This is a genomic window from Oxalobacteraceae sp. CFBP 8761 (assembly GCA_014841595.1).
Classification (GTDB): Bacteria; Pseudomonadota; Gammaproteobacteria; order Burkholderiales; family Burkholderiaceae_D; genus Telluria.
The window spans coordinates 88,076-109,149 of sequence record JACYUE010000002.1 but is presented as its reverse complement, the minus strand read 5'-3'; the positions used below and the strand labels follow the sequence as shown (position 1 = coordinate 109,149).

The following is a 21,074-nucleotide window of genomic DNA, read 5'->3' as shown; positions in this document are numbered from 1 at the left end:
CTGCGGCCAATTCGGACGTTCGGGCGTTGGCGCGGGTGGAGGACGATCCGGCGGACGCCCCGGCCTGGATGGCCGGAGCATCACGCGACGCTATTTGACTGCCGCCGCGTCGCGCGCACCGTCGCCTTGCACCTTCAGCGCAGCAGCACGCCCCTCCCAGTAATGCGCATTCTTGATCCCCAGCGCGACCGGATCGAACTCGGGTTCCTTGCCGGCCTTCTTCTGCGCCTCGTAATCGCGCAGGCACTTGAAGGCGTCCTTGCGCAGCAAGAAGATCGCGACGATGTTCAGCCAGGCCATCAGGCCGACACCGATGTCGCCCAGGCCCCAGGCCACGTCGGCGGTCTTGACCGCGCCGTAGATCGTCGCGGAGACGATGCACAGCTTGAGGAGCACGCCCAGCCACGGATGGCGGTTATGGCGGTCCATGTAGGCGATATTGGTCTCAGCGATGTAGTAGTAGGCGACGATGGTCGTGAACGCGAAGAACAGCAGCGCGATCGCGACGAACAGTGCGCCGAAGCCCGGCAGCACGTTCTCGAGCGCCGTCTGCACGTAACCGGGGCCCGACGCCACGCCCTGCACGCCGATGAAGCGCGCCGTGCCGTCAGTATTTTCGACGTTGTACTGGCCTGTCACCAGCAGCATGAAGGCGGTCGCCGAGCACACAAACAGCGTGTCGATGTACACCGAGAAGCCCTGCACCAGGCCCTGCTTGGCCGGGTGGCTCACTTCGGCCGCCGACGACGCGTGCGGGCCGGTGCCCTGCCCGGCTTCGTTCGAATAGATGCCGCGCTTGACGCCCCACTGGATCGCCATGCCGAGCATGGCGCCGAAGCCAGCGTCCAGGCCGAAGGCCGAGCTGACAATCAGGCGCAGCACCCCTGGCAGTGCTTCGATGTTCATGGCCACCACCACGACGGCCACAAGGATGTAGGCGGCCGCCATGAACGGCACCACGATCTCGGCGAAATGGGCGATGCGCTTGACGCCGCCGAAGATGATCGCAGCGAGCACCACGGCCAGGCCGATGCCGGTGTAGAGCGGATCGATGCCGGCGGCGGTCTTGAGACCTTCGGCGATCGAGTTGGCCTGCACGCCCGGCAGCAGCAGGCCCGTGGCGAACAGCGTGGCGATGGCGAAGGTCCACGCGTAGCGCTTCATCCCAAGTCCTTTTTCGATGTAGAACGCCGGGCCGCCGCGGTACTGGTTGCCGATCTGCTCCTTGTAGACCTGGCCCAGCGTCGATTCGACGAAGGCCGAGCTGGCGCCCAGGAAGGCGACGGCCCACATCCAGAACACGGCGCCCGGGCCGCCGAACGTGATGGCGGTGGCCACACCAGCGATATTGCCGGTACCGACCCGGCCGGCCAGCGTCATGGCCAGCGCCTGGAACGACGACACGCCCTGCTCCGAGCTCTTCCCTTCACGCATCAGGCGCAGCATCTCGCGAATATGCCGCACCTGCAGGAAGCGGCCGCGAATCGAGAAATACAAGCCCGCCCCGAGGCACAGGGCGATCATGATGGGGCTCCAGATGATACCGTTGACTGCGTTGACCAGGTCGAGCATGGTGGTGCGACTCCTGCGTTGAGGGGTTCCGGAAGAGCGGCATGTGGCCGCCGTGACGTCGCACAAGTTACATGATTCCGTAAGGAATTCACATCATTTTTTCGGCCCTGTGGCGCCGTCGGCCGGGCTGACTCAGGATGGGCAGGAAATGAGCGCTGCTGGTGCAGGCGCGCCCGGTCGGTGCACCAATTGCTGGCGATCTAAAGCGTGGTGGACATGATACGATCCCACCATGGACCGACGAAGCGATTACAAGACCGCCCTCCTCATCGACGCCGTGCTGCACGACGTGTCGATCGAGGCCCGCCCTGCAGCGCGCGAACTGGCCACGCTGGGCGTGCCGCTCGAAGTGAGCCTGCGCGTGCTGACCCGCCCGGCCGAGCGGCGCCACCAGGTCACCCCGGAAGACGTGCGCAACGCGCCATAGGCCCGTGCTGCGCGATTGGAAGACATCCTCGGGCGTCAACCTGTCACACGGGCGAAGCGGTAGGCTACACTGGCGCCGTACCTACAACAACACTGGAGACACCACCATGCGCCACCTGATCCAAGCAAGCCTGATTGCCGCCGCCATGCTCACCCTGCCCGCCGCCGCATGGGCACAGGCCACCTCGCCTGTCGGCACCTGGAAGACCATCGATGACAAGACCGGCAAGCCGAAGGCGCTGGTGCGGATCACCGAAGAAGGCGGCATCCTGACCGGCAAGATCGAAAAACTGTACCGCGCGCCATCCGAAGAGCAGAACCCGCTGTGCGGCAAATGCAGCGACGCGCGCAAGGACCAGCCGATCATCGGCATGACCATCCTGTCGGGCCTGAAAAAAGACGGCGGCGACTACACCGGCGGCGAAATCCTCGACCCGGCCGCCGGCAAGACCTACAAGAGCAAGGCCACGCTGGCCGACAACGGCAACAAGCTCGAAGTGCGCGGTTATATCGGCGCGCCGATGTTCGGACGCACCCAGACCTGGCAGCGCGAGCAGTAATCGTTACCACGGCCCGGCAACGGGCCGTTTTCATTTTCCATGACCCTGAACCTCGCTTACCTTTATCTCGGATTTGCCATCGTTGCCGAAGTGATCGGCACCACGGCCCTCAAAGCGTCCGACAGCTTTACCCGTCCCCTGCCCAGCCTGATCACCGTCGGCTGCTATGCCCTGTCGTTCTACCTGCTCACCTTCAGCCTGCGCGTGCTGCCAACCGGCATCGCCTACGCGATCTGGTCGGGCGTGGGCATCGTGCTCATTTCGATCGTCAGCTGGTTGTATTTCAAGCAAAGCCTGGATCTGGCGGCGATTTCCGGGCTGGCGTTGATCATCGCCGGCGTGCTGGTCATTAACCTGTTCTCAAAAAGCGTCGGGCACTGACCATGTCAACCGCGCCGTGCGCCCGGACGTTACATCCGGCCCCATCCCGATCATCCCCCCCATGAAATCCACTCCGATCACGCGTACCGCACGCCCCGTTTTTCGCGGGCGCGAAATGCGCGTGCTGCGGCTTCTGAGCATGGCCGCCGGCGTGTTCGCCATCCTGCTGCCGGCTGCGCTGCTGGCCTCGACGGCGCATGGCATCCCGGACTGGCTCGAGCCGTACATCGTGCTGGTGGGCGTGGCGCTGGGTTCGGGCGGGTTCTTCCTGGTGGCGATGGCGGGCCATCGCATGGGGCGCGACGCCATGCTGCGCTCGTTCGCGGCGCTGCTGCTGATGGTGCCGTTCGGCGCCAGCGGCATCGTCATCTGGCATGGCAGCAATATGCTGATGGTCTACCTGTGCACGTTCTTCCTGGTGCACACGGTCCTGCTCTATTGCAGTTTCATCTATCCGCTGATGCATGTGCCACAACCACCAGCGCCACCCCGGCGCGCTAATAAAACGGTCGCCTGGAACCAGTTGAGCCGGCCCCGCCGCAATCCCGACGACTACAACCAGCCGGCATCGCGCGCCAACCGGTAGGCTTCGACGCGGTTCCCGGCCCCCAGCTTGCTGATCGCCTCGGACAGGTAGTTGCGCACCGTGCCTTCCGACAGGTGCACCTGGCGCGCGATCTCGCCGCTGCTGCGCCCTTCGCCTGCCAGCCGCAGCACCTGCCGCTCGCGCTCAGTCAGCGGATCGCTGCCGCTGTTCCAGCTCTCCAATGCCAGTTCGGGCGCGATTGCGCGGCCACCGCCGTGCACGACGCGGATCGCCGCGGCCAGCGCATCGACCGGCGCGTCTTTCAGCAGATAGCCGCGCACGCCAGCTTCCATCGCGCGGCGCAGGTAGCCGCTGCGCGCAAACGTGGTCACGACCACGACGCGGCAGGCCAGCTTGCGCTGAGCCAGGCCCTGCGCCAGTTCGAGGCCCGTCATGTGCGGCATCTCGATATCGGTCAGCACGATGTCCGGCACCAGCCGCTCGCACAGCGCCAGCGCCGCGCGCCCGTCTGCAGCGCCGCCCACGACGTCGAAATCCGGTTCGAGCCGCAGCAGCGCGCTGAGCGCGCCCAGCACCAGAGTCTGGTCTTCGGCGATCAGGATGCGGATCATGCCGATGCTCCCGCCGGCACGTGCAGTTCGAGCGCCAGACCGGCGCCGGCCTGCAGCGACAAGCGCCCGCCCAGGGCCGCGACGCGCTCGCGCATGCCGGCCAGGCCGTTGCCCGGCTGCAGGCCATCCGTGCTGCGCAGCTTGCCGTCGTCGAGCACGCGCAGCACGGCATGCGTCTGGCCATCCTGCTGCTCTTGCACCAGGCTCAGCGTGCAGCGCGACGCGCCGGCATGGCGCACGATATTCGTCACCGCCTCGCGCACGGCCAGCGCTACCACGTGTTCGGCCGCCGGCGCCAGGTCGATGCGCTCGATGCGCTCGTCGAGGAGTACGTCGGCGGCAAGCAGGCTGGCGCGGGCGCTGGCCAGCGCCTGCACCAGGCCACTGTGGCGAAACCCCGTCACGGCGGCGCGCACCTCGGCCAGCGCACCGCGCGCATTGGTTTCGATGTCGGCGATTTCGCGCTCGCAGGCAGCCAGGTCGCGCCGCGCCAGCTTGCGCGCCAGTTCGGCCTTCAGCGCGATCATCGACAGCGAGTGGCCCAGCAGGTCGTGCAGGTCGCGCGAGATGCGTTCGCGCTCGGCGATGCGCGCCATGTGCTCGACCTCTTCCTGCTTGCGCATCAGGAGCGTGCGCGACGTGCGCAGCCGTGCATCCATGATGCACGACAGGCCGACCGGCATGCCGGCCATCAGGATCGGCAGCAGGAACACCATCTGCATCTGCGGGATCAGCAGGGCAACCACCGCGCCACTGGCGATCACGGCCAGCATCGCGCCCACGGCGCGGGCCGTGCCGGGGATGCGGGCGCACATGGCACAGGCAAAGATGAAGAAGCAGGCAGCGCCCGGATTCCACGGCGCCCAGGCTGCGCCGATCAGGCAGGTGGCTGCCACGCAGGCGCCGACGCGCCAGCCGCGCGGCCAGAAGCTGGCGCAGTACAGCGGCACGAACAGGACGATCGTCAGCGCCAGCAGCACCGCCTCGGCCACGCCGGGCCTCACGTAATAAAACTTCCAGAACAGGTAGCCCAGTGACAGCAGCCACGTGTATTGCAATGCGCCGTAGTCGGCCGGCATCCACGGTCGCGCCAGTACCTGCCTGAAGGTCGTTGTCATCGTGACTCCGTGATGGTTATTGCGCCAGCAGGCGCACGTCGGCGAGCTCGAAGCGGTACTCGCCCGGCTGTGGCCCGGCACTGAATGCTAGCATGGCAACCGCCGCCGGATCGATGCCGGCAAAGGCCGACAGTGGCACGCTGATGTCCTCCCACTCTTTGCCAGCGACGAATGGCACGCTGCTCGGCCGGTTATTGGCCGCGCCCATGATCATCACCTGGTAGGTCTTGCCGTCGCCGCGCACCTTGAAACGTAACACCCGGGCCGCGCTCAGGTCGGCCGGCTGCATCGGCTGCGCGCCGGGCATGAACGCGACGCTCGACCACGCATACGGCAGGCCGGGGGCAACGCTGGCCTGCACCGCCAGCGGTATCTGCCCGTCGGGCAGCGCCGGCAGCACGTCGAGCTTGACGGTCGACTTGCCGCCGGCGAACTGGTCGGTCGACGGCATCCAGCCGCTGCCGAACGGGCTGGCCAGTTTCGCCGCGCTGAACTGGCTGATGCGTCCATCGGCCGGCAAGTTCTGGCGCGTCGATCCGCCGCGCTCTTGCGCGACCCGTTCACGCCTGGCGTCGCGCAACGCATTCGCGCTCTGCCCGTCCTTCCACACCTCGACGATGCGGCGCGTGGCCGTGATATCGCGTGTCGGGTCGCCCTCGACCAGCAGCAGGTCAGCCTTGCAGCCCGTGGCGATACAGCCGCGCCGGCCCAGCCGGAAGGCGGCGGCCGGTGCGCTGGTGGCGGCGGCCAGCGCGGCGGTCGGCGTCAAACCTGCCTCCACCAGCGCGGCCAGTTCGCGGTGCATGCTGATGCCATACAGCGTGCCGGCATTGCCGGCATCGGTGCCGGCCAGGATCGGCACGCCCGCCCTGGCCAATGCCGCGGTGACCGCCTTCGGCATGGCCAGCAATTGGGGCTGCACCTGCTGGCCGTAGCGCGCCTTGAGGGTCGTCGCGCCCTCGCGTTCGACCAGCGCCGCCAGATCCGCATCGCCCAGCAAGTCGTCGACGCGCACGCCGGCCATGCTTTCCATGACGCTGAACGTCGGGATCACGAAGGCGTTCTTGCGTTTGGCCAGTTTGGCCAGGCTGTCGACCGCCGTTGGATCGGGCGCGGCGCCCAGGAACAAATGGACCAGCGCGTCGGCGCCGGCCTCGAGCGCGGCGCGGGCGTCATGTTCGGTGCTGACGTGTACAACGGCCAGCTTGCCGCGCCGGTGCGCCGCCTCGATCAGCGCGGTGGCAGTCGCGATGTCGAGCGAGTGCATCTTGCCTGTGCCATGGCCGCCCGCTTCCAGCACGATCTTGATGAAGTCGGAGCCCTCGGCAATGCGGGCGTCGACAAAGGCCTGCGCCTCGCCCGGGCTGCTCAGGGTCGGGATCGGCACGCCGAACTGGGTGCCATGGCCGCCCGGCGCCGTGGCCAGGGTGCCGGCCGAGAACAGGTCGGCCTGCCCCGCATGCCTGCCTGCGGCCATGCTGCGTTTGGCGTCCTGCATGACCGGCACGGCGGTAAACATGTCGATCTGGGTCGTTACGCCAAACAGCACCGGCAAGTCGAATTGCCTGAAGGCGTGGGTATGGGCGTCGATCAGGCCCGGCAGCAGCGTGCGCCCGGCGCCTTTGACGATGCGCGCCCCTGCCGGGGCCGGCCCGCGAAAATCCGCATCGACGACGCGCGCATCATCGAACAGCACCGAGCGCCGTTCGTGCACGGCCTTGCCGTCGAAGACGCGCACGTCCTGGACCAGGGTAGCGGCGCCCAGCGCCAGGCAGGAGAGGGACAGACCGGCTGCGGCAAGTGCCGCTTTTGCGACGATGGTGGACATGGTTTCCTCACGGGTTGGTGTGAAACCAGTATGGCGATCGCGCTGGTATGCCGACAGGCGCAGTTGCCATCACTATCAGATGACAACTGTCATGTCCGGCCAGGCTCCCGCTACATCTGAACGACACATTCACGGCAAAACAAGGACAAATCTGTCGTGTGCCGATCACCTTATTCGGGCCCGCAATATTGCCTGTGTGATATCTTTATCACACTGCCGTGCTGGCTGAATAATACAATCGATCTCGTATGAGCCAGAACACCGTCCCTGTCAAATTTGCCGCGCGAAAAATCGCCATGACGATCCTGCGCCTGCTGTGCTTTGCCGCCGGCATGCTGGTGCTCGTCGCGCCAGCAATCGTGCTGCCGGCCGGCGCCATGACGCCGCACGCGGGCAAGGCAGCGGCAACGCTGGCCTGCCTCGTGCTCGGCGCGTGTGCCTTCTTCGTGACCGGGATGGCCGGGCATCTGCTGCGCCGCTCTGGCCTGCTGCGCGCACTGGCCGCCCTGCTGCTGGCCGTGCCCCTTGCGTTCTGCGCCGCGTTGTTGTGGCGCGGCGCCGCGCCTGCCTTCATGTGGACCGCCGGCGTGCTGCTCGGCTTCACGCTGACGCTGTACCTGACCATGGTGTATCCGGTACTGCGTACGCAGACGCAAGCGCTGCTGCGCTGGCGCGCCGCGCGGCAGGTGGTGTTGGTTCCCTGAACGTGGCGCGGCATCCTCATTGCCCGACAGTTGCGCAGCAAACCTGCTGCTATAATTTCGCCAAACCCACTGGTGATCGCCTTGCGTCGGATTCTTCACATCCTCTTGCTGCTGTGCCTGCCTCTGTACGGCTTCGCCATGCAGGGCGGCGTGCCATCAAACGGCAATCCAGTGTCGCTGGTGCACGAGCTCGAACATGACCAGGGTATTTCTCACCACCACCACGCCGACGACGGCACCATCCATTACGACGATTCCGACGCGTCGCGCGATCACGCGCAAGACCATACGTCGCCTTCCCAGCCCGCAGGCGTTGGCCTGCCGCCACTACCTGTCGCGCCCCAGCAACTGGTCTCGAAGCTCGTTTCGCATGTGACCCAGTGGGTTCCGGAACCGTTCCTCGACGGTCCGTCAAGACCGCCTTCCCCCGCCCCCGGCCAAGCTGCCGGGGGGCCGCTGCACGCATGATCGCAAGATAACGGCGCGACGCCTGTCGCGCCGGTGTGCTCGCCCCCGGTGATCGTCACTATCACCCGATGGAGAACACATGCGCATAATCCGCGTGTCGCTTTACCTTGCCGGTGCCGGCCTCGCGCTTCAATGCGTGGCAGGAGCAACACCGCCAATCATGCCGCCAATGAAGCCGCTTCCGGTCGGCACCACCCTGCAACAAGCCGTCGATAGCGCCTGGCGCCGCGCACCCGTTGCCCGGACGCTGGAAGCGCGCCAGGACGAAGCCGCCGCGGCCCGCGGCCTGGCCGGATCATGGCTGGCGACCAGTCCGACGCTTGGACTGTCGCAGCGCAATGACACCGGCGCGTCCGGCCGCGATCAACGCGAATCCGACCTGTCGGTATCGACCTCGATCTGGCTCCCGCACCAGAAGCGGGCGCGCGAAACGCTCGCCGAGCGCAGTAACGAAGAAATCGCCGCCCACCTGGGCGCCACGCGCCTCGAGATTGCCGGCCTGGTGCGCAGCCGCCTGTGGGAAGCGGCCGCCGCCAGGGTCACGCTCGATGAACGACAGGGCCACGTGCAGCATCTGGAGCAACTGGCCGAAGAAGTGCGACGGCGCGTTACCGCGGGCGACCTGGCCCGCAGCGACGGTCTGCTGGCAGAGCAGGAAGTGCTCGCTGCCAGGGTCCAGGTCCTGCATGCGCGCACCGCCGCCGCCGACGCGCTGGCGCGCTATCGGGTCCTGACGGGCCTGCCCGAACTGCCTGCGCTCGAACCGGAGCCGCTCCACGACACCGATGCGCCTGCCAACCCCAGGCTCCAGGCTGCGCAGGCGTCCGAGGGGCGTGCGCGGGCGTCATTGCGCCTGGCCGAGGCGAGCCGCGCGGCGCCGCCGACGGTGGCCCTGTCGGTGCGGCGCGAAGATGAGCGGGCCTTGCGCGAACCCGCTCGCAGCATCGGCATCGCCCTGCAGATCCCGCTTGGCAGCGCAGGACGCAATCGCAGCATCGAAGCGCAGGCCAGCACGGTCATCGCGACAGCGGCCGCCGAAGCGGCGCAGGCACAAGCGAGCGCCGTCGCCGACGTCGAGGTCGCGCGGGAGCGCCTGGTGAATGCCCGGCTTGCCCTTGCCACCGCCGAGGCACGCGCGGTCGCGCTGCATGAACACACGGCGCTGTTTGCCAAGGCATTCCAGCATGGCGAACGTGGCCTTGCAGAACTGCTGCGCTCGCATGCCCTGACCCACGAGGCCGACGTCGCCGTGGCGCAGCAACGCGTTGCGCTCGGCCTGGCGCATGCCTCCCTCAATCAAGCGTTGGGAATCCTTCCATGAAACACCTGTATCTGCTGCTGATCGCCATGCTGATCTCGTCGACCGCCTGTGCCAGCCCTGGCGCCCACGGCCCCAATGGCGAGCACCTTGACGGCCAGCCAACGGCCACCGGCGCCGTCACCTCCATACCGCGCATCGAAACCTTCACCGAATCGTTCGAGCTGCTTGGCCACCTGGCCGGTGGCGAGCTGTCGATCATGATCGATCGCTACGAAACCAACGAGCCGGTCCTGAACGGCGCGCTCGAGGTCCAGTACAAGCAACTGACAGCAAGGGCAACGTTCCACGCCGACCAGGGCGACTACGCCGTCGACGATCCGGCGTTGTTGGCCGCGATCGCGAGACCGGGCTCACACCCGCTGCTGTTCACGCTGGTCACTGGCGAGGAAAGCGACTTGCTGGAAGGCGTGCTGACGGTGCCAGAGCCTGCCACCGAGCACGACCACGAACATGGCGCTGACCGCCGCTGGTGGCTGGTGGCCGCTGCTGCCCTGGCGCTCGTTGCCGTTGCCGTTGCCGTTGCCGTTGCCGTATTCCTGGCGCGCCGTCGCCGCCAACGCAAGGGAGCCTGACATGATGATTTCACACCGTGTTATTGCCGGCATCATCGCCGCCGTCTGGGCAACCTCCCTGCTGGCCTCACCAGGTGCGCATGGTCCGAACGGCGAGCATCTCGACGGCGCGGCAAGCCAGTCGGCCGGTGGACTGGCGCGCCTGCCGGATGGCAGCGTCAACGTGCCCAAGCCAGCGCAGCGCCGCATGGGCGTGCGCACGCTGATGGTCAAGGAAGGCGAGTTCGCGCGCAGCGTGACGCTCAACGGGCGCGCTGCCATCGACCCGAACGCCGGCGGCCGCGTGCAAGCCCCGTTTGCCGGCCAGATCGCGCCCGGACCGCAGGGTTTGCCGGTCGCCGGCCAGCGTGTCGTCAAGGGCCAGCTGCTGGCACGGATTGCCCCTGTCGGCGCGGCCATCGAGCGTGGCAACCAGGCGGCGCAACTGGCCGCGCTGCGTGCCAGCCGCACCGTGCTGGAAAAGCGGGTGCAGCGCCTGGCGTTGCTGGAAGGCGTGGTGCCGGCCAAGGACATCGACGCCGCCCGTGCCGAATTGCAGGGCACCATCGGCCAGGAGCGCGCCGTCGCCAACTCGATCAGCGGCACGCAGGCGATCGTTGCGCCGGCCAGCGGCGTCATCGCCGGCGCCGCCGTGCTGGCCGGCCAGATCGTCGAGTCGCGCGACATCCTGTTCGAGATCGTCGATCCGCAGCGCATGGTGATCGAGGCCTTGACGACCGACGCATCGATCGCGCGCAAGATCCGCGGTGCGGCGCTGGTCGACGCCCCGGATGCCGAACTGACGCTGCTTGGGGGTGGACTGAGCCTGCGCGATGGCGCCGTACCCATCAGTTTCCGGGCGCGCGGCGCCGCACTCGGCCTGGCGGTGGGGCAGCCAGTGACGGTCCTGGCCAGACTGGACACGACGATCAAGGGCATTGCCTTGCCGGCGGCCGCCCTGGCGCGCAATCCGGCCAATGAAACGGTGGTCTGGATCAAGTCCGGCGCCCAGCGTTTCATTGCCCTGCCGGTCGAGACCACGGTGCTCGATGCCCGCACCGTCATCGTGACGAGAGGGCTCAGTCCCGACAACAGGGTGGTGATCATCGGGACCTCCCTGATCAACCAGATCAGGTGAGCGGCGATGTTCAATGCCATTGTCCGTTTCAGCCTGCATAACCGCCTGTTTGTCCTGGCGGCGGCCCTCCTGTTGATGATCTACGGCGCGGTGACCGCAACGCGCACGCCGGTCGACGTGTTCCCCGACCTGAACAAGCCGGTGGTCACCGTCTTGAGCGAAGCCGGCGGCATGGCGCCCGAAGAAGTCGAGCAGCTCGTGTCGTTCCCGATCGAGACGGCGCTCAACGGGATGCCTGGCGTGACACGGGTGCGTTCGGTGTCGGGCGTCGGCCTGTCGATCGTGTATGCCGAGTTCGACTGGGGTACCGATGTCTATCGCAACCGGCAACTCGTGTCCGAGCGCATCACGCTCGTCAAGGAGCAGCTGCCGGGCGCGATCTCACCCGTGATGGGCCCGGTGTCCTCGATCATGGGCGAGATCATGCTGATCGCGCTGCCGATCGACACCGCCAAAACGGATCCGATGAAGGCGCGCGAGTACGCCGATTTTGTCCTGCGCCCGCGCCTCTTGTCGATCCCGGGTGTGTCGCAGGTGATTCCGATCGGCGGTGAGGTGCGCCAGTTGCGCGTCGAACCCGACACGGCGCGCATGGCGCAATTCGGTGTCTCGCTGGCGCAGGTCACTGACGCATTGCGCGGGTTTGCCGCCAACACCAGCGGCGGCTTCGTCGACCTGAACAATCGTGAATACCTGATCCGCAACCTGGGCCGCACCAACCGCCTGGACGACCTGCAAGGCCTGGCCGTCGCGTTCCGCAATGGCGCGCCGGTCGTGCTCGACCAGGTTGCCAACGTGCGCTATGCGGCAGCCTTCAAGCGCGGCGACGCGGGCCTGAACGGCAAGCCGGCCGTGATCGTGAGCATCCAGAAGCAGCCTGCGGGCGACACGGTCAAGCTGACGCAGGCCATCGAGACGGCGCTGGCCGAACTCAGGCAGGGACTGCCGGCCGGCATCGCGCCGCCCGTGGTCCTGTTCCGGCAAGCCAGTTTCATCGACGCGTCCATTGGCAATGTCGTCGAGGCGCTGCGCGACGGGGCGATCCTGGTTGCCATCGTGCTGTTTGCTTTCCTGCTCAGTGTGCGCACGACGGTCATTTCGCTGGTCGCCATCCCGCTGTCGCTGGCCGTCACGGCGCTGGCATTTCACCTGCTGGGCCAGTCCATCAACGTCATGACGCTGGGCGGGCTGGCGATCGCCATCGGCGAGCTGGTGGACGATGCGGTGGTCGACGTGGAAAACATCGTGCGCAGGCTGAAGCAGCGCAGCGAGTCGGGGCAGTCGGTGCTGGACGTGATCTGGCACGCCTCGGTCGAGGTACGCTCGGGGATCGTCTACGCCACCGTCATCGTCGTGCTCGTGTTCGTGCCGCTGTTCGCGCTACCCGGCATCGAAGGCCGCCTGTTCGCGCCCCTCGGCATCGCCTACATCACGTCGATCCTGGCATCGATGCTGGTGTCGATGACCGTCACGCCGGCCCTGGCGTACTACCTGCTGCCACGCATGAAGCGCCTGCACCGTGGCGACAGCCCGGTCGTGCGGCGCATGAAGCAGTGGGATACCGCCGCACTGAACTGGTCGCTGCCCCGTACCCGCATGCTGCTGTCGGTGGCGCTCGTCGCCGTGGTTGCGGCGGCGGCCTCGGTACCGTTCTTCCCGCGCGCGTTCCTGCCGGCCTTCAACGAAGGCTCGCTGGTCATGGGGATGACCTTCACGCCGGGGACTTCGCTGGCCGAAGCCAACCGCATGGGCGCCCTGGCCGAAACCCTGATCGCCCAGGTGCCGGAGGTGACCCGGGTCGGGCGCCGCACCGGGCGCGCTGAACTGGACGAGCATGCGGAAGGCGTGCACTCGTCCGAGATCGACGTCGACCTCAAGCCGTCCGGACGCAGCCGCGAAGACATCATGGCCAGCATCCGCAACCAGCTCGCCGTGATCCCTGCCTCGGTGGCGATCGGCCAGCCGATATCGCACCGGCTCGACCATCTGCTGTCCGGCGTGCGCGCGCAGGTGGCGCTGAAGATCTACGGCGACGACATCGACACGCTCCGGGGCCTGGCGGAAACCCTGCGCACGCGTCTGGCGAGCGTGCCGGGGCTGGTCGACCTGTCGGTGGAGCGGCAGGTCCTGATCCCGCAGATCAAGGTGCGGATCGACTACCGCAAGGCCGCCCAGTACGGCCTGGCGGCGGGCGACGTGCTGCAGGCCTTGCAGGCGCTGGCCGAAGGCACGCGCGTGACCCAGGTCATCGATGGCCCCCGCCGCTTCGATCTGGTCGTGCGCCTGTCGGACGCCGACCGCACACCCCAGGATCTGGCGCGGATCATGCTGACAGCACCCGCAGGCCAGATTCCGTTGTCCGCGGTGGCCACCGTCGAGGAAGGCGACGGGCCGAACCAGATCGGGCGCGAAAATGGCCGGCGCCGCATCGTCGTCTACGCCAATACCGACGGCGCCGATATGGCACGGGTCATCGGCGACGTGCGCCAGGCGGTGGCCGCCAGCGCGCTCCCCGGCGGCTATTTCATCCGCGTCGAAGGGCAGTTCCAGGCGCAGGAACAGGCGCAGCAGCTGATCGCCGGCCTGTCGCTGGCCTCGCTGGTGCTGATCTTCCTGGTGCTGTACTCACGCTACCGCTCGACCACGCTGGCCCTCGTCATCATGGGCAACATCCCGTTCGCGCTGGTGGGCAGTGTCATCGCCATGTGGATCGCGGGGGTTGCGCTGTCGGTGGCGTCGATGGTCGGCTTCATTACCCTGGCCGGCATCGCGACCCGCAACGGCATCCTCAAGGTCAGCCACTACGTCAACCTGTGCAAGTTCGAGGGTGAGCAGTTTGGCTGGCCGATGATCGTGCGCGGCTCGATTGAGCGCCTCACACCCGTGTTGATGACGGCACTGGTGGCGGCATTCGCGCTGACACCACTGCTGCTGGCGGCCGATGCACCGGGCAAGGAAATCCTGCACCCGGTTGCCGTCGTCATCTTTGGCGGATTGATCAGTTCCACGCTGCTCGACTCGCTGCTGACACCGCTCATCTTCTGGAAGGTCGGCCGGCGACCGCTGGAGCGGTTGCTGGCGGACGACCGTGGCGAAGTGATGTGATGTGATGTGAGTTACATGGGCCATATGGCGGCGCCCATCCCGAGCCGCCATCGTTTTCTGGAGCAAACAATGAAGACCATCTTTGCAGTAGCGGCCCTCGCGGCCAGTGTCATCCTGTCGGGTAACGTCCACGCGCACGGCGCGAAAGCAAAACATGGCGGCATCGTGCAGAGCGCGGGCGACCTGTCGTTCGAGCTGGTGGCCAGCAATGGCGCCGCAACCATCCATGTCGACGACCATGGCAAGGACAAGCAGACCGCCGGCGCGACCGGCACGTTGACCGTCCTGAAAGGAAACGAAAAAACCGAACTGCCGCTCGTGGCCGGCGGCAGCAATACGCTGGTGGTCAAGGGTGACCCGAAGCTTGCTGCCGGCAGCAAGGCCGTCGCGGCGATCACGTTCGCTGACAAGAAGACGGTCAGCGTTCGTTTTTCGGTCAAGTAAGGTCTTGCCGGGCAGGTTCAGTGGGGCTGCAACGCCGGTGCCAGGGGCGACACGTCGCCCCGCCCCACCAGCCGCGCCACCGCCCGGATCAGCAGATGCGGCTGCAAGGGCTTGATCACGTACGCCTGATACCCCGCCTGCAAGGCGCGCTGCTGGTCCAGTGGCCGCGCGAATGCGGACATCGCCACCGCCGGCAGCATGTGTTCATCGAGCCGCATGTCGTTGCGCACCGTGCGGATCAGGTCATAGCCATTGAGCTTGGGCATGCTGATATCGCTGACCAGCACCTGCGGGTGCACATCGCCCAACTGCGCGAGCGCCGCCACGACCGAATTGACGGTGACAACACCGGCGCCCCGCTCTTCCAGAACACGCCTGCTCAGTTCCAGGATGTCTTCGTTGTCATCGACCAGCAGCACGCTCACGCCGTGCAGGTCGATCAGCATCAGCTGGTCGGCTTCCGCATTCGCTTCTGCTTCAGCAACCATGCCGGCCGCGTCGTCGCCTGCCGCATCGACAACGCGCAGCGGCAGCATTACCGTGAAGGTCGCGCCCTGGCCGACGCCCGCGCTGTCGCCGCTGACCGTGCCGCCATGCAGCTCGGTCAACTGCTTGACGATCGACAAACCGATCCCCAGCCCGCCATGCACGCGCGCAGCCTTGCTGTTTTCCTGGCTGAAGCGCGTAAACAACTGCGGCAGGAAACGCGCATCGATGCCCTCGCCGTTGTCGCGCACCGTCACCGCGACCTGTCCGTCATTGCGGCGCTGGGCTGTCAGGGTGATCGCGCCACCGCCCGGGGTGAACTTGAGTGCATTGCCCAGCAAATTGGCGAAGATCTGCTGCAAGCGGATCGGGTCGCCATCGAGGTCCAGCGGCGCGCCGTCATGGGTATCGATCCGGATGGCGACGCCCTTCTCGATGGCGAGCGGACGCAAGAATTCGGCGGCCGAATCGAGCAGTGCGCTCAGGTCGAGCCGCTGCAGATGCAGAATCAGCTTGCCGGTCACGATGCGGTTCATGTCCAGCAGATCGTTGATCAGCTTGGCCTGCAGGCCGGCATTGCGCGCGATCGCGTCGACGCCCCGCTTGACGGTGGCAGGGTTGTCCTGCGCGCGTTGCAGCACGCCGGCCCAGCCGACGATCACGGCCAGCGGCGTGCGCAGTTCGTGGCTGAGCGTGGCGAGAAATTCGTCCTTCAGCAATGCCACCCGTTCGCTTTCCAGACGCGCCGTGCGTTCGGCCTCGAACAGGTATTGGCGCTGGTTGTCCATCAGGTGGCGTTCGGCCATGACTTCGCGCGCGATCTTGCGCCGCTCGATGGCGTTTTCGACGGCCCAGGTCAGGCTTTCGCGGCCCAGCCAGGCCTTGCCCACGAAATCCTGGGCGCCGTGGCGCAGCGACGCGCGGCTCTCCGTCCCGGCCACGCCGGTGAGGATCACGACAGGCAGGTGCGGAATCCTGTCGGCGTCGCACGGCAGGCGCGCCAGCACGTCGAGCGCGTCGCCGTCGGGCAAAAAGAAGTCGAGAATCATGCAGTCGAATGGCGCCGAACTCGCGCACAGGTGCATCGCCTCGTTCGCCGACGTCGCTTCGACGAACTGGTAGCGGCGATCGTGCCCACCCAGCAGCGCCGCTTTCGCGTCGGCGCGGTCCAGCGCATTGTCATCGACCAGCAGGATGCGCCAGGGACGATCGGTGTCGTAAGTCACGGGCATAAGGGTTTTCCAGTCGATGATGTGTCTGCGCCCGGCAGCACGACGTGCGTCAGCCAGTAGCGGAAGATGCTCTCGAGGTTGGCCAGGCCTTCTTCGAAGCTCACCAGTTTGACGTGATAGGCGTTGCCGCCGGCCGCGTAGAATGCATCGCGGTCGCGCGGGTTGATGCTGGCGGTCAGCACGATGACGGGTAGCGTGCGGCGTTGTGGATGGCGGCGCACTTCTTCCAGCAGCGTCAGGCCGTCTTCACCGGGCAGATTGCAGTCCAGGAGCATGAAGGCGTAGGCGTCACCAGCCGCGGCGAACAGCCGGCGCCTGGCGTCATCGGCGTCACGGGCATGCACCAGCAGGTTGCCGATGCCGGCGCGCCGCGCGGCAATCGACACGGTGTCGACATCGTCGTCGCTGTCGTCGACGACCAGAATGGGCGGCAGGTCGCTCCGCACCAGGGGCATCATGCGCCGGACTGCTTCATGCCGGCGCCGATCAGCGTGAAGTAAAACGTGGTGCCGACGCCCACTTCGGACGTGAACCAGCTATGGCCATTGTGCTGCTCGACGAGCTTCTTGACGATCGCCAGGCCAGCGCCACTGCCGCCCCCGTAGGCGTCGCGCGTGTGCAGACGCTTGAACATCATGAAGACGCGCTCGCTGTGCTTGGCGTCGATGCCGATGCCGTTGTCGCGCACGTAGAACGTCGAGACGGCGTCGGCGCCATCGGCCGGATCGAGATAGCCGATCTCGATCCGGCGCTGCAGCTTGTCGTTGTACTTGGCGGCGTTGGAGATCAGGTTGGCGAACACTTCGCGTACGCGGATACGGTCGCATGAGATCGTCGGCAGCGGCCTTGGAATCTGTACGTCGATGTCGCGCCCCAGCAGACTCGCGCCGAGCATGTCCGTCGCTTCGGCCACCACGTCGCCCAGCGCGATCGGCTGGCGCGCGAGCGAGAGCCGGCCGACGCGCGAAAAGTGCAGCAGCGCGTCGAGCAGGCTGTCCATGCGCACGGTCAGCCGCAACATGGCGTCGATGCGTTCGCGGCCATGCGCATCGAGCGGGCGACCCGCCTTCGTTTCTTCGAGCAGGAAGTGCGCGTACTTGTGGATGCCGCGCAGCGGCTCTTTCAGGTCGTGGCCGGCGACGTAGGCAAAGGCGTCGAGTTCGTCGTTGCTGCGCACCAGATCCGTGTTCAGCGCCGCCAGCTGTTCGGCGCGGGCGACGACGACATCGAGCATCAACAGGCGCAGGTTTTTGGCCGCCTCGATCTCGACCGGCTTCCAGGGTTCGGCGCGGCCCCGCACTTCTTCCTGCCACACGGCGAAGCTCTGACGCGGCGTCAGGCGCGTGCCGTGCTCCCCGGTGGCCTTGCCGGCTTCGTACGGATTACCGCCCCAGCGATAAGTCTGCAACTGCTCGGGGCGGAACCAGATGACCCAGTCGCCCTGGCTGCGCTGCGAAATCGGAAACGCCAGCAGGCCGCTGCAGCAACCAAGCGCGTCGCCGCCCTCAGGATAAGCGCGGCCCAGGTCGTCCAGCGCGATGACTGTGCCGCCATCGGCAAGGCGCGCGCTGTGCAGCGTCAGCCAGGCTGCCAGTGCCGTGAGCTGCTGGGCATCCGGGGTGGCGCCGGCCATGCTCCAATGACCGTTTTCCGATACCGCCACGCCGCCCGCGTCGATGCCGTCGAGGAGCGAAGGCGCACCATGCGTCAGCGCGGCGTAGTTGCCGTCCGCGAGCGCCTGGCCCAGCACCGCATGGTGCGCGGCCTCGAGCTTCAGCCGGTATTCCAGATGCTCCCGGCCCTCGGCCGAGGCGATTTCGAGGGACGTGACCTGGCCGAGGAATTCGGCGGCCGCGCGCAGAGTATAGGGCAGGACGATCGGCGCGTAATGGTGGCAGGCGATCAGGCCCCACAGCCGGCCATCGCGCAGGATCGGCATCGTCAGCGTGGCCGCCACGCCCATATTGCGCAGGTAATCGGTGTACATGACGGAGGCGCCGCGCAGGGCGCAATAGGTCATGTCCAGTGGCCGCCCCGTCACGGGGTTCAGCAGCGGTACGATCTCCATCAGCGCGCCGTCCACGTCCGGCAAGGGCCGCACGCCGATGCGCTTGAAGATGGCGCGCGCGGGCACCGGAATATCGCTGGCCGGATAACGCAATCCCAGCCACGAATTGAGGTCGCTGCGGTGCGCGTCGGCGATCACTTCACCGGTCTCGTCACGATGGAAGCGGTAGATCATCACGCGGTCCAGGCCCGTCGTGCGGCGTACCTCGTTGGCGGCAATGTCGCAGAACGCGCTCAGGCTGCTGGCCGATTTCAGGCGCACCAGCGTCGTTTTCACCATCGAGTAATAGTCGCTGTCGGTCACGACCGTGTCGCCCGGGCGGCTGGCCGGCTCGATCTCGACGATCAGGACGCCGTCGGCCTGGTGGACCGAAAAGTCCATCGCGATATCGCGGCAAGGGGCATGGGGCAGCGGCGCGGTCAGCACGTACAGCGCATTGCGCTCCAGGACTTCGGTGCGCATCGCTTGCACGATGCACTGCACCGCCTGCGGGCCAATCACGGCGGCCAGGGGCTGGTCCAGGACCTGCTCCATGGCCAGGCCGGTACGCTGCGGCCAGTTTTCACTGGCCTGGCGCACGATCAGATCATCGGGGCTGAGCGCCAGCAGCAAGCCGTGCGCCTGGATGCAGCCCGGGGTCTGCACCGGTTCATCGTCGCAGTTGGACAGGGAGACGCCATGGCGCTTGATACTATACGGGAACGGCAGGGTGCTGCGACTCATTGAGTGACTCTTTATCGCATGGCCGTTTGCTAGACGAAGGGGCGAAGAGTAACACTAACGTCGGAACTGCGGATAATCGTCGCGCGACGACGGCACCTTTCGCTCTTGCGCCAGACGATGCTTACTCCATCAGCCTGCTACTGCAGTCACGGTTCACACGTTTCAGTCGGGTAGTGCCCTGACTGAAAAAATAGCGGCCCTGTGCGGCGCCATCGATATCGCGATTGTTGACAGCGCGACTCCATTGCAGTGCGGCGGTATCCGCATCGAGCTCGAGAAACGCATAAGTCTGGATTTCCACCCAATCAGGCTGCGTCGGCGCTGCGTGGAGATAGTAAATCATGTGACTGTCAGGAAGCGATTGGACGCGGTATTTCGTCCCCAGTCGCACATAGGCGCTATCCGGGAATTGGGGGCCCACGTCTCTCGCCCAGATGCGTACGACGCCCTTGCAGCTCGCGACCAGAAGGTCCGACGTGCCTTCCGCCACCGAATCATCAGGGCTGATCGTTTGCGACGTCAACGTCCCTGACCATACGCCGTCTCCCAGCGGAGAGGGTACGTCGCCCTGGATTGGCGGCGCGGCGCAGCCCAGCAGGGCCAGGGCCAGGACGGCCGGGAATAGCATTTTCACGATTGCTCCAAAAAGAGAATATTGCTGTGCGCTGACCATCGCGCGCACGAAGTCACATCAGGCCACGAGCCACTTCAGCCGCCCTGCCCTGGCGGCAGACTGTCCCACAGGTCGCCCGTCGGGCTGATGCGTGGCGCGGTCACGCCAAAGTGCTGGTAGGCCAGCGGCGTGGCGATGCGCCCGCGCGGGGTGCGCTGCAGATAGCCTTGCTGGATCAGGAAGGGTTCGAGCACGTCTTCGATCGTGTCGGCCGCTTCGCCGATGGCGGCGGCCAGGTTGCCGATGCCGACCGGGCCGCCGGCAAACTTGAACAGCACTGCTTCGAGCAGCTTGCGGTCCATCACGTCAAAGCCCACGCTGTCGACGTCGAGCATCTTGAGAGCGCGGTCGGCGATGTCGCGCGTGATCTCGCCGGTGCCTTTCACCTGCGCGAAATCGCGCACGCGGCGCAGCAGGCGGTTGGCGATCCGCGGCGTGCCGCGGGCGCGCTTGGCCACTTCGCGCGCGCCTTCTTCGTCGATCGGCGCCACCAGCAACGCGGCGCTGCGCAGCACGATCTTGGTCAGCTCGGGGACGTTGTAGAACTCCAGGCGCGCCACGATCCCGAAACGGTCGCGCAGCGGATTGGTCAGCATGCCGGCGCGCGTGGTCGCGCCCACCAGCGTGAACGGCTGCAGGTCGAGTTTCACGGAACGCGCGGCCGGGCCTTCGCCGATCATGATGTCGATCTGGTAGTCCTCGAGCGCCGGGTACAGGATCTCTTCGACCACCGGCGACAGGCGGTGGATCTCGTCGATGAACAGCACGTCGTTCGGCTCGAGATTGGTCAGCAATGCCGCCAGGTCGCCCGGACGTTCGAGCACGGGGCCCGAGGTCTGGCGCAGGTTCACGCCCATCTCGCGCGCGATGATGTGCGCGAGCGTCGTCTTGCCCAGGCCCGGTGGCCCGAACAGCAGCGTGTGGTCGAGCGCCTCGCGCCGGTTGCGCGCGGCCGTGATGAAAATCTCGAGCTGGTCGCGGATTTTTTCCTGGCCGACGTATTCGTCGAGCTGCTTGGGCCGCAGCGCGCGCTCGATCGCCTCTTCGTTGGGCGAGGCCGGCGCGGCGTCGATCACGCGCTGTTCGGTAAAGTTGTCGGTCTGGATACTCATTGCTTA

At 66.7% G+C, this 21,074-nt stretch carries 19 protein-coding genes and 1 pseudogene; 11 read left to right on the top strand and 9 right to left on the bottom strand.

What is annotated here, in order from left to right; translation table 11 throughout:
* Positions 1-90: 90 nt before the first annotated feature.
* Complete coding sequence (locus IFU00_12910; GenBank protein MBD8543177.1) at positions 91-1,572, bottom strand: alanine:cation symporter family protein; 1,482 nt, start codon at positions 1,570-1,572, stop codon at positions 91-93.
* Between the two features lie 232 nt (positions 1,573-1,804).
* Here IFU00_12910 and IFU00_12905 point away from each other — a divergent pair, with 232 nt between their 5' ends.
* The 4 genes and pseudogenes from IFU00_12905 (at position 1,805) to IFU00_12890 (ending at position 3,420) form a co-directional block, all read left to right on the top strand.
* On the top strand, positions 1,805-1,999 hold the full coding sequence (locus tag IFU00_12905; protein MBD8543176.1) for a hypothetical protein: 195 nt from the start codon (positions 1,805-1,807) through the stop codon (positions 1,997-1,999).
* A gap of 106 nt (positions 2,000-2,105) precedes the next feature.
* Positions 2,106-2,558 carry a DUF2147 domain-containing protein gene (locus tag IFU00_12900; protein MBD8543175.1) on the top strand — a complete coding sequence of 151 codons (453 nt, stop codon included), beginning with the start codon at positions 2,106-2,108 and terminating at the stop codon, positions 2,556-2,558.
* A 45-nt stretch (positions 2,559-2,603) separates the two neighbouring features.
* Positions 2,604-2,939, top strand: coding sequence for a QacE family quaternary ammonium compound efflux SMR transporter (locus IFU00_12895; protein MBD8543174.1), 336 nt, complete (start codon positions 2,604-2,606; stop codon positions 2,937-2,939).
* Between the two features lie 115 nt (positions 2,940-3,054).
* Positions 3,055-3,420 (top strand): annotated as a pseudogene (locus tag IFU00_12890) (hypothetical protein).
* Between the two features lie 71 nt (positions 3,421-3,491).
* On the opposite strand, the gene IFU00_12885 reads toward IFU00_12890, so the two are convergent.
* From IFU00_12885 to IFU00_12875, 3 genes are read right to left on the bottom strand one after another with little or no spacing between them, the layout of a single operon-like run.
* Entirely contained in the window at positions 3,492-4,097 is a 606-nt protein-coding gene (locus IFU00_12885; GenBank protein ID MBD8543173.1) for a response regulator transcription factor, read from the bottom strand.
* Positions 4,094-5,215, bottom strand: a complete 1,122-nt coding sequence (locus tag IFU00_12880; protein MBD8543172.1) for a sensor histidine kinase — start codon at positions 5,213-5,215, stop codon at positions 4,094-4,096. Before IFU00_12880 ends, IFU00_12885 begins: the two co-directional genes overlap by 4 nt.
* A gap of 16 nt (positions 5,216-5,231) precedes the next feature.
* Positions 5,232-7,043 (bottom strand): CIA30 family protein, encoded by a 1,812-nt coding sequence (locus IFU00_12875; protein MBD8543171.1) that lies wholly within the window; start codon positions 7,041-7,043, stop codon positions 5,232-5,234.
* Between the two features lie 248 nt (positions 7,044-7,291).
* On the opposite strand from IFU00_12875, the gene IFU00_12870 reads away from it, so the two are divergent.
* From IFU00_12870 to IFU00_12840, 7 genes are all read left to right on the top strand, one after another.
* Entirely contained in the window at positions 7,292-7,747 is a 456-nt protein-coding gene (locus IFU00_12870; GenBank protein ID MBD8543170.1) for a hypothetical protein, read from the top strand.
* A gap of 81 nt (positions 7,748-7,828) precedes the next feature.
* A complete protein-coding gene (locus IFU00_12865; GenBank protein ID MBD8543169.1) occupies positions 7,829-8,215 on the top strand; it encodes a hypothetical protein in 387 nt (128 codons plus the stop codon).
* A gap of 79 nt (positions 8,216-8,294) precedes the next feature.
* Entirely contained in the window at positions 8,295-9,536 is a 1,242-nt protein-coding gene (locus IFU00_12860) for a TolC family protein (GenBank protein ID MBD8543168.1), read from the top strand.
* Positions 9,533-10,108, top strand: a complete 576-nt coding sequence (locus IFU00_12855; protein ID MBD8543167.1) for a hypothetical protein — start codon at positions 9,533-9,535, stop codon at positions 10,106-10,108. Before IFU00_12860 ends, IFU00_12855 begins: the two co-directional genes overlap by 4 nt.
* Position 10,109: 1 nt before the next feature.
* Complete coding sequence (locus IFU00_12850; protein ID MBD8543166.1) at positions 10,110-11,225, top strand: efflux RND transporter periplasmic adaptor subunit; 1,116 nt, start codon at positions 10,110-10,112, stop codon at positions 11,223-11,225.
* A gap of 6 nt (positions 11,226-11,231) precedes the next feature.
* Entirely contained in the window at positions 11,232-14,330 is a 3,099-nt protein-coding gene (locus IFU00_12845) for an efflux RND transporter permease subunit (GenBank protein MBD8543165.1), read from the top strand.
* A gap of 69 nt (positions 14,331-14,399) precedes the next feature.
* A complete protein-coding gene (locus IFU00_12840; protein MBD8543164.1) occupies positions 14,400-14,774 on the top strand; it encodes a hypothetical protein in 375 nt (124 codons plus the stop codon).
* 17 nt (positions 14,775-14,791) lie between these two features.
* Here the strand turns inward: IFU00_12840 and IFU00_12835 are convergent, their stop codons facing one another.
* The 5 genes from IFU00_12835 to ruvB form a co-directional block, all read right to left on the bottom strand.
* The gene (locus tag IFU00_12835; GenBank protein ID MBD8543163.1) at positions 14,792-16,492 is read right to left on the bottom strand and encodes a response regulator; all 1,701 of its coding nucleotides are present in this window, start codon (positions 16,490-16,492) and stop codon (positions 14,792-14,794) included.
* On the bottom strand, positions 16,483-16,950 hold the full coding sequence (locus IFU00_12830) for a response regulator (GenBank protein ID MBD8543162.1): 468 nt from the start codon (positions 16,948-16,950) through the stop codon (positions 16,483-16,485). Before IFU00_12830 ends, IFU00_12835 begins: the two co-directional genes overlap by 10 nt.
* Positions 16,947-19,283, bottom strand: coding sequence for a GAF domain-containing protein (locus IFU00_12825; GenBank protein MBD8543161.1), 2,337 nt, complete (start codon positions 19,281-19,283; stop codon positions 16,947-16,949). Before IFU00_12825 ends, IFU00_12830 begins: the two co-directional genes overlap by 4 nt.
* 121 nt (positions 19,284-19,404) lie before the next feature.
* The gene (locus tag IFU00_12820) at positions 19,405-19,917 is read right to left on the bottom strand and encodes a hypothetical protein (protein MBD8543160.1); all 513 of its coding nucleotides are present in this window, start codon (positions 19,915-19,917) and stop codon (positions 19,405-19,407) included.
* A gap of 74 nt (positions 19,918-19,991) precedes the next feature.
* A complete protein-coding gene (ruvB, locus tag IFU00_12815) occupies positions 19,992-21,068 on the bottom strand; it encodes a Holliday junction branch migration DNA helicase RuvB (GenBank protein MBD8543159.1) in 1,077 nt (358 codons plus the stop codon).
* Positions 21,069-21,074 lie beyond the last annotated feature (6 nt).

Coding starts and splice junctions, on each gene's coding strand:
- IFU00_12880 (MBD8543172.1), bottom strand. CDS start 5,215: ATGACAACGACCTTCAGGCAGGTACTGGCGCGACCGTGGATGCCGGCC.
- IFU00_12830 (MBD8543162.1), bottom strand. CDS start 16,950: ATGATGCCCCTGGTGCGGAGCGACCTGCCGCCCATTCTGGTCGTCGAC.
- IFU00_12875 (MBD8543171.1), bottom strand. CDS start 7,043: ATGTCCACCATCGTCGCAAAAGCGGCACTTGCCGCAGCCGGTCTGTCC.
- IFU00_12845 (MBD8543165.1), top strand. CDS start 11,232: ATGTTCAATGCCATTGTCCGTTTCAGCCTGCATAACCGCCTGTTTGTC.
- IFU00_12835 (MBD8543163.1), bottom strand. CDS start 16,492: ATGCCCGTGACTTACGACACCGATCGTCCCTGGCGCATCCTGCTGGTC.
- IFU00_12900 (MBD8543175.1), top strand. CDS start 2,106: ATGCGCCACCTGATCCAAGCAAGCCTGATTGCCGCCGCCATGCTCACC.
- ruvB (MBD8543159.1), bottom strand. CDS start 21,068: ATGAGTATCCAGACCGACAACTTTACCGAACAGCGCGTGATCGACGCC.
- IFU00_12850 (MBD8543166.1), top strand. CDS start 10,110: ATGATGATTTCACACCGTGTTATTGCCGGCATCATCGCCGCCGTCTGG.
- IFU00_12840 (MBD8543164.1), top strand. CDS start 14,400: ATGAAGACCATCTTTGCAGTAGCGGCCCTCGCGGCCAGTGTCATCCTG.
- IFU00_12860 (MBD8543168.1), top strand. CDS start 8,295: ATGCGCATAATCCGCGTGTCGCTTTACCTTGCCGGTGCCGGCCTCGCG.
- IFU00_12910 (MBD8543177.1), bottom strand. CDS start 1,572: ATGCTCGACCTGGTCAACGCAGTCAACGGTATCATCTGGAGCCCCATC.
- IFU00_12870 (MBD8543170.1), top strand. CDS start 7,292: ATGAGCCAGAACACCGTCCCTGTCAAATTTGCCGCGCGAAAAATCGCC.
- IFU00_12885 (MBD8543173.1), bottom strand. CDS start 4,097: ATGATCCGCATCCTGATCGCCGAAGACCAGACTCTGGTGCTGGGCGCG.
- IFU00_12825 (MBD8543161.1), bottom strand. CDS start 19,283: ATGAGTCGCAGCACCCTGCCGTTCCCGTATAGTATCAAGCGCCATGGC.
- IFU00_12905 (MBD8543176.1), top strand. CDS start 1,805: ATGGACCGACGAAGCGATTACAAGACCGCCCTCCTCATCGACGCCGTG.
- IFU00_12855 (MBD8543167.1), top strand. CDS start 9,533: ATGAAACACCTGTATCTGCTGCTGATCGCCATGCTGATCTCGTCGACC.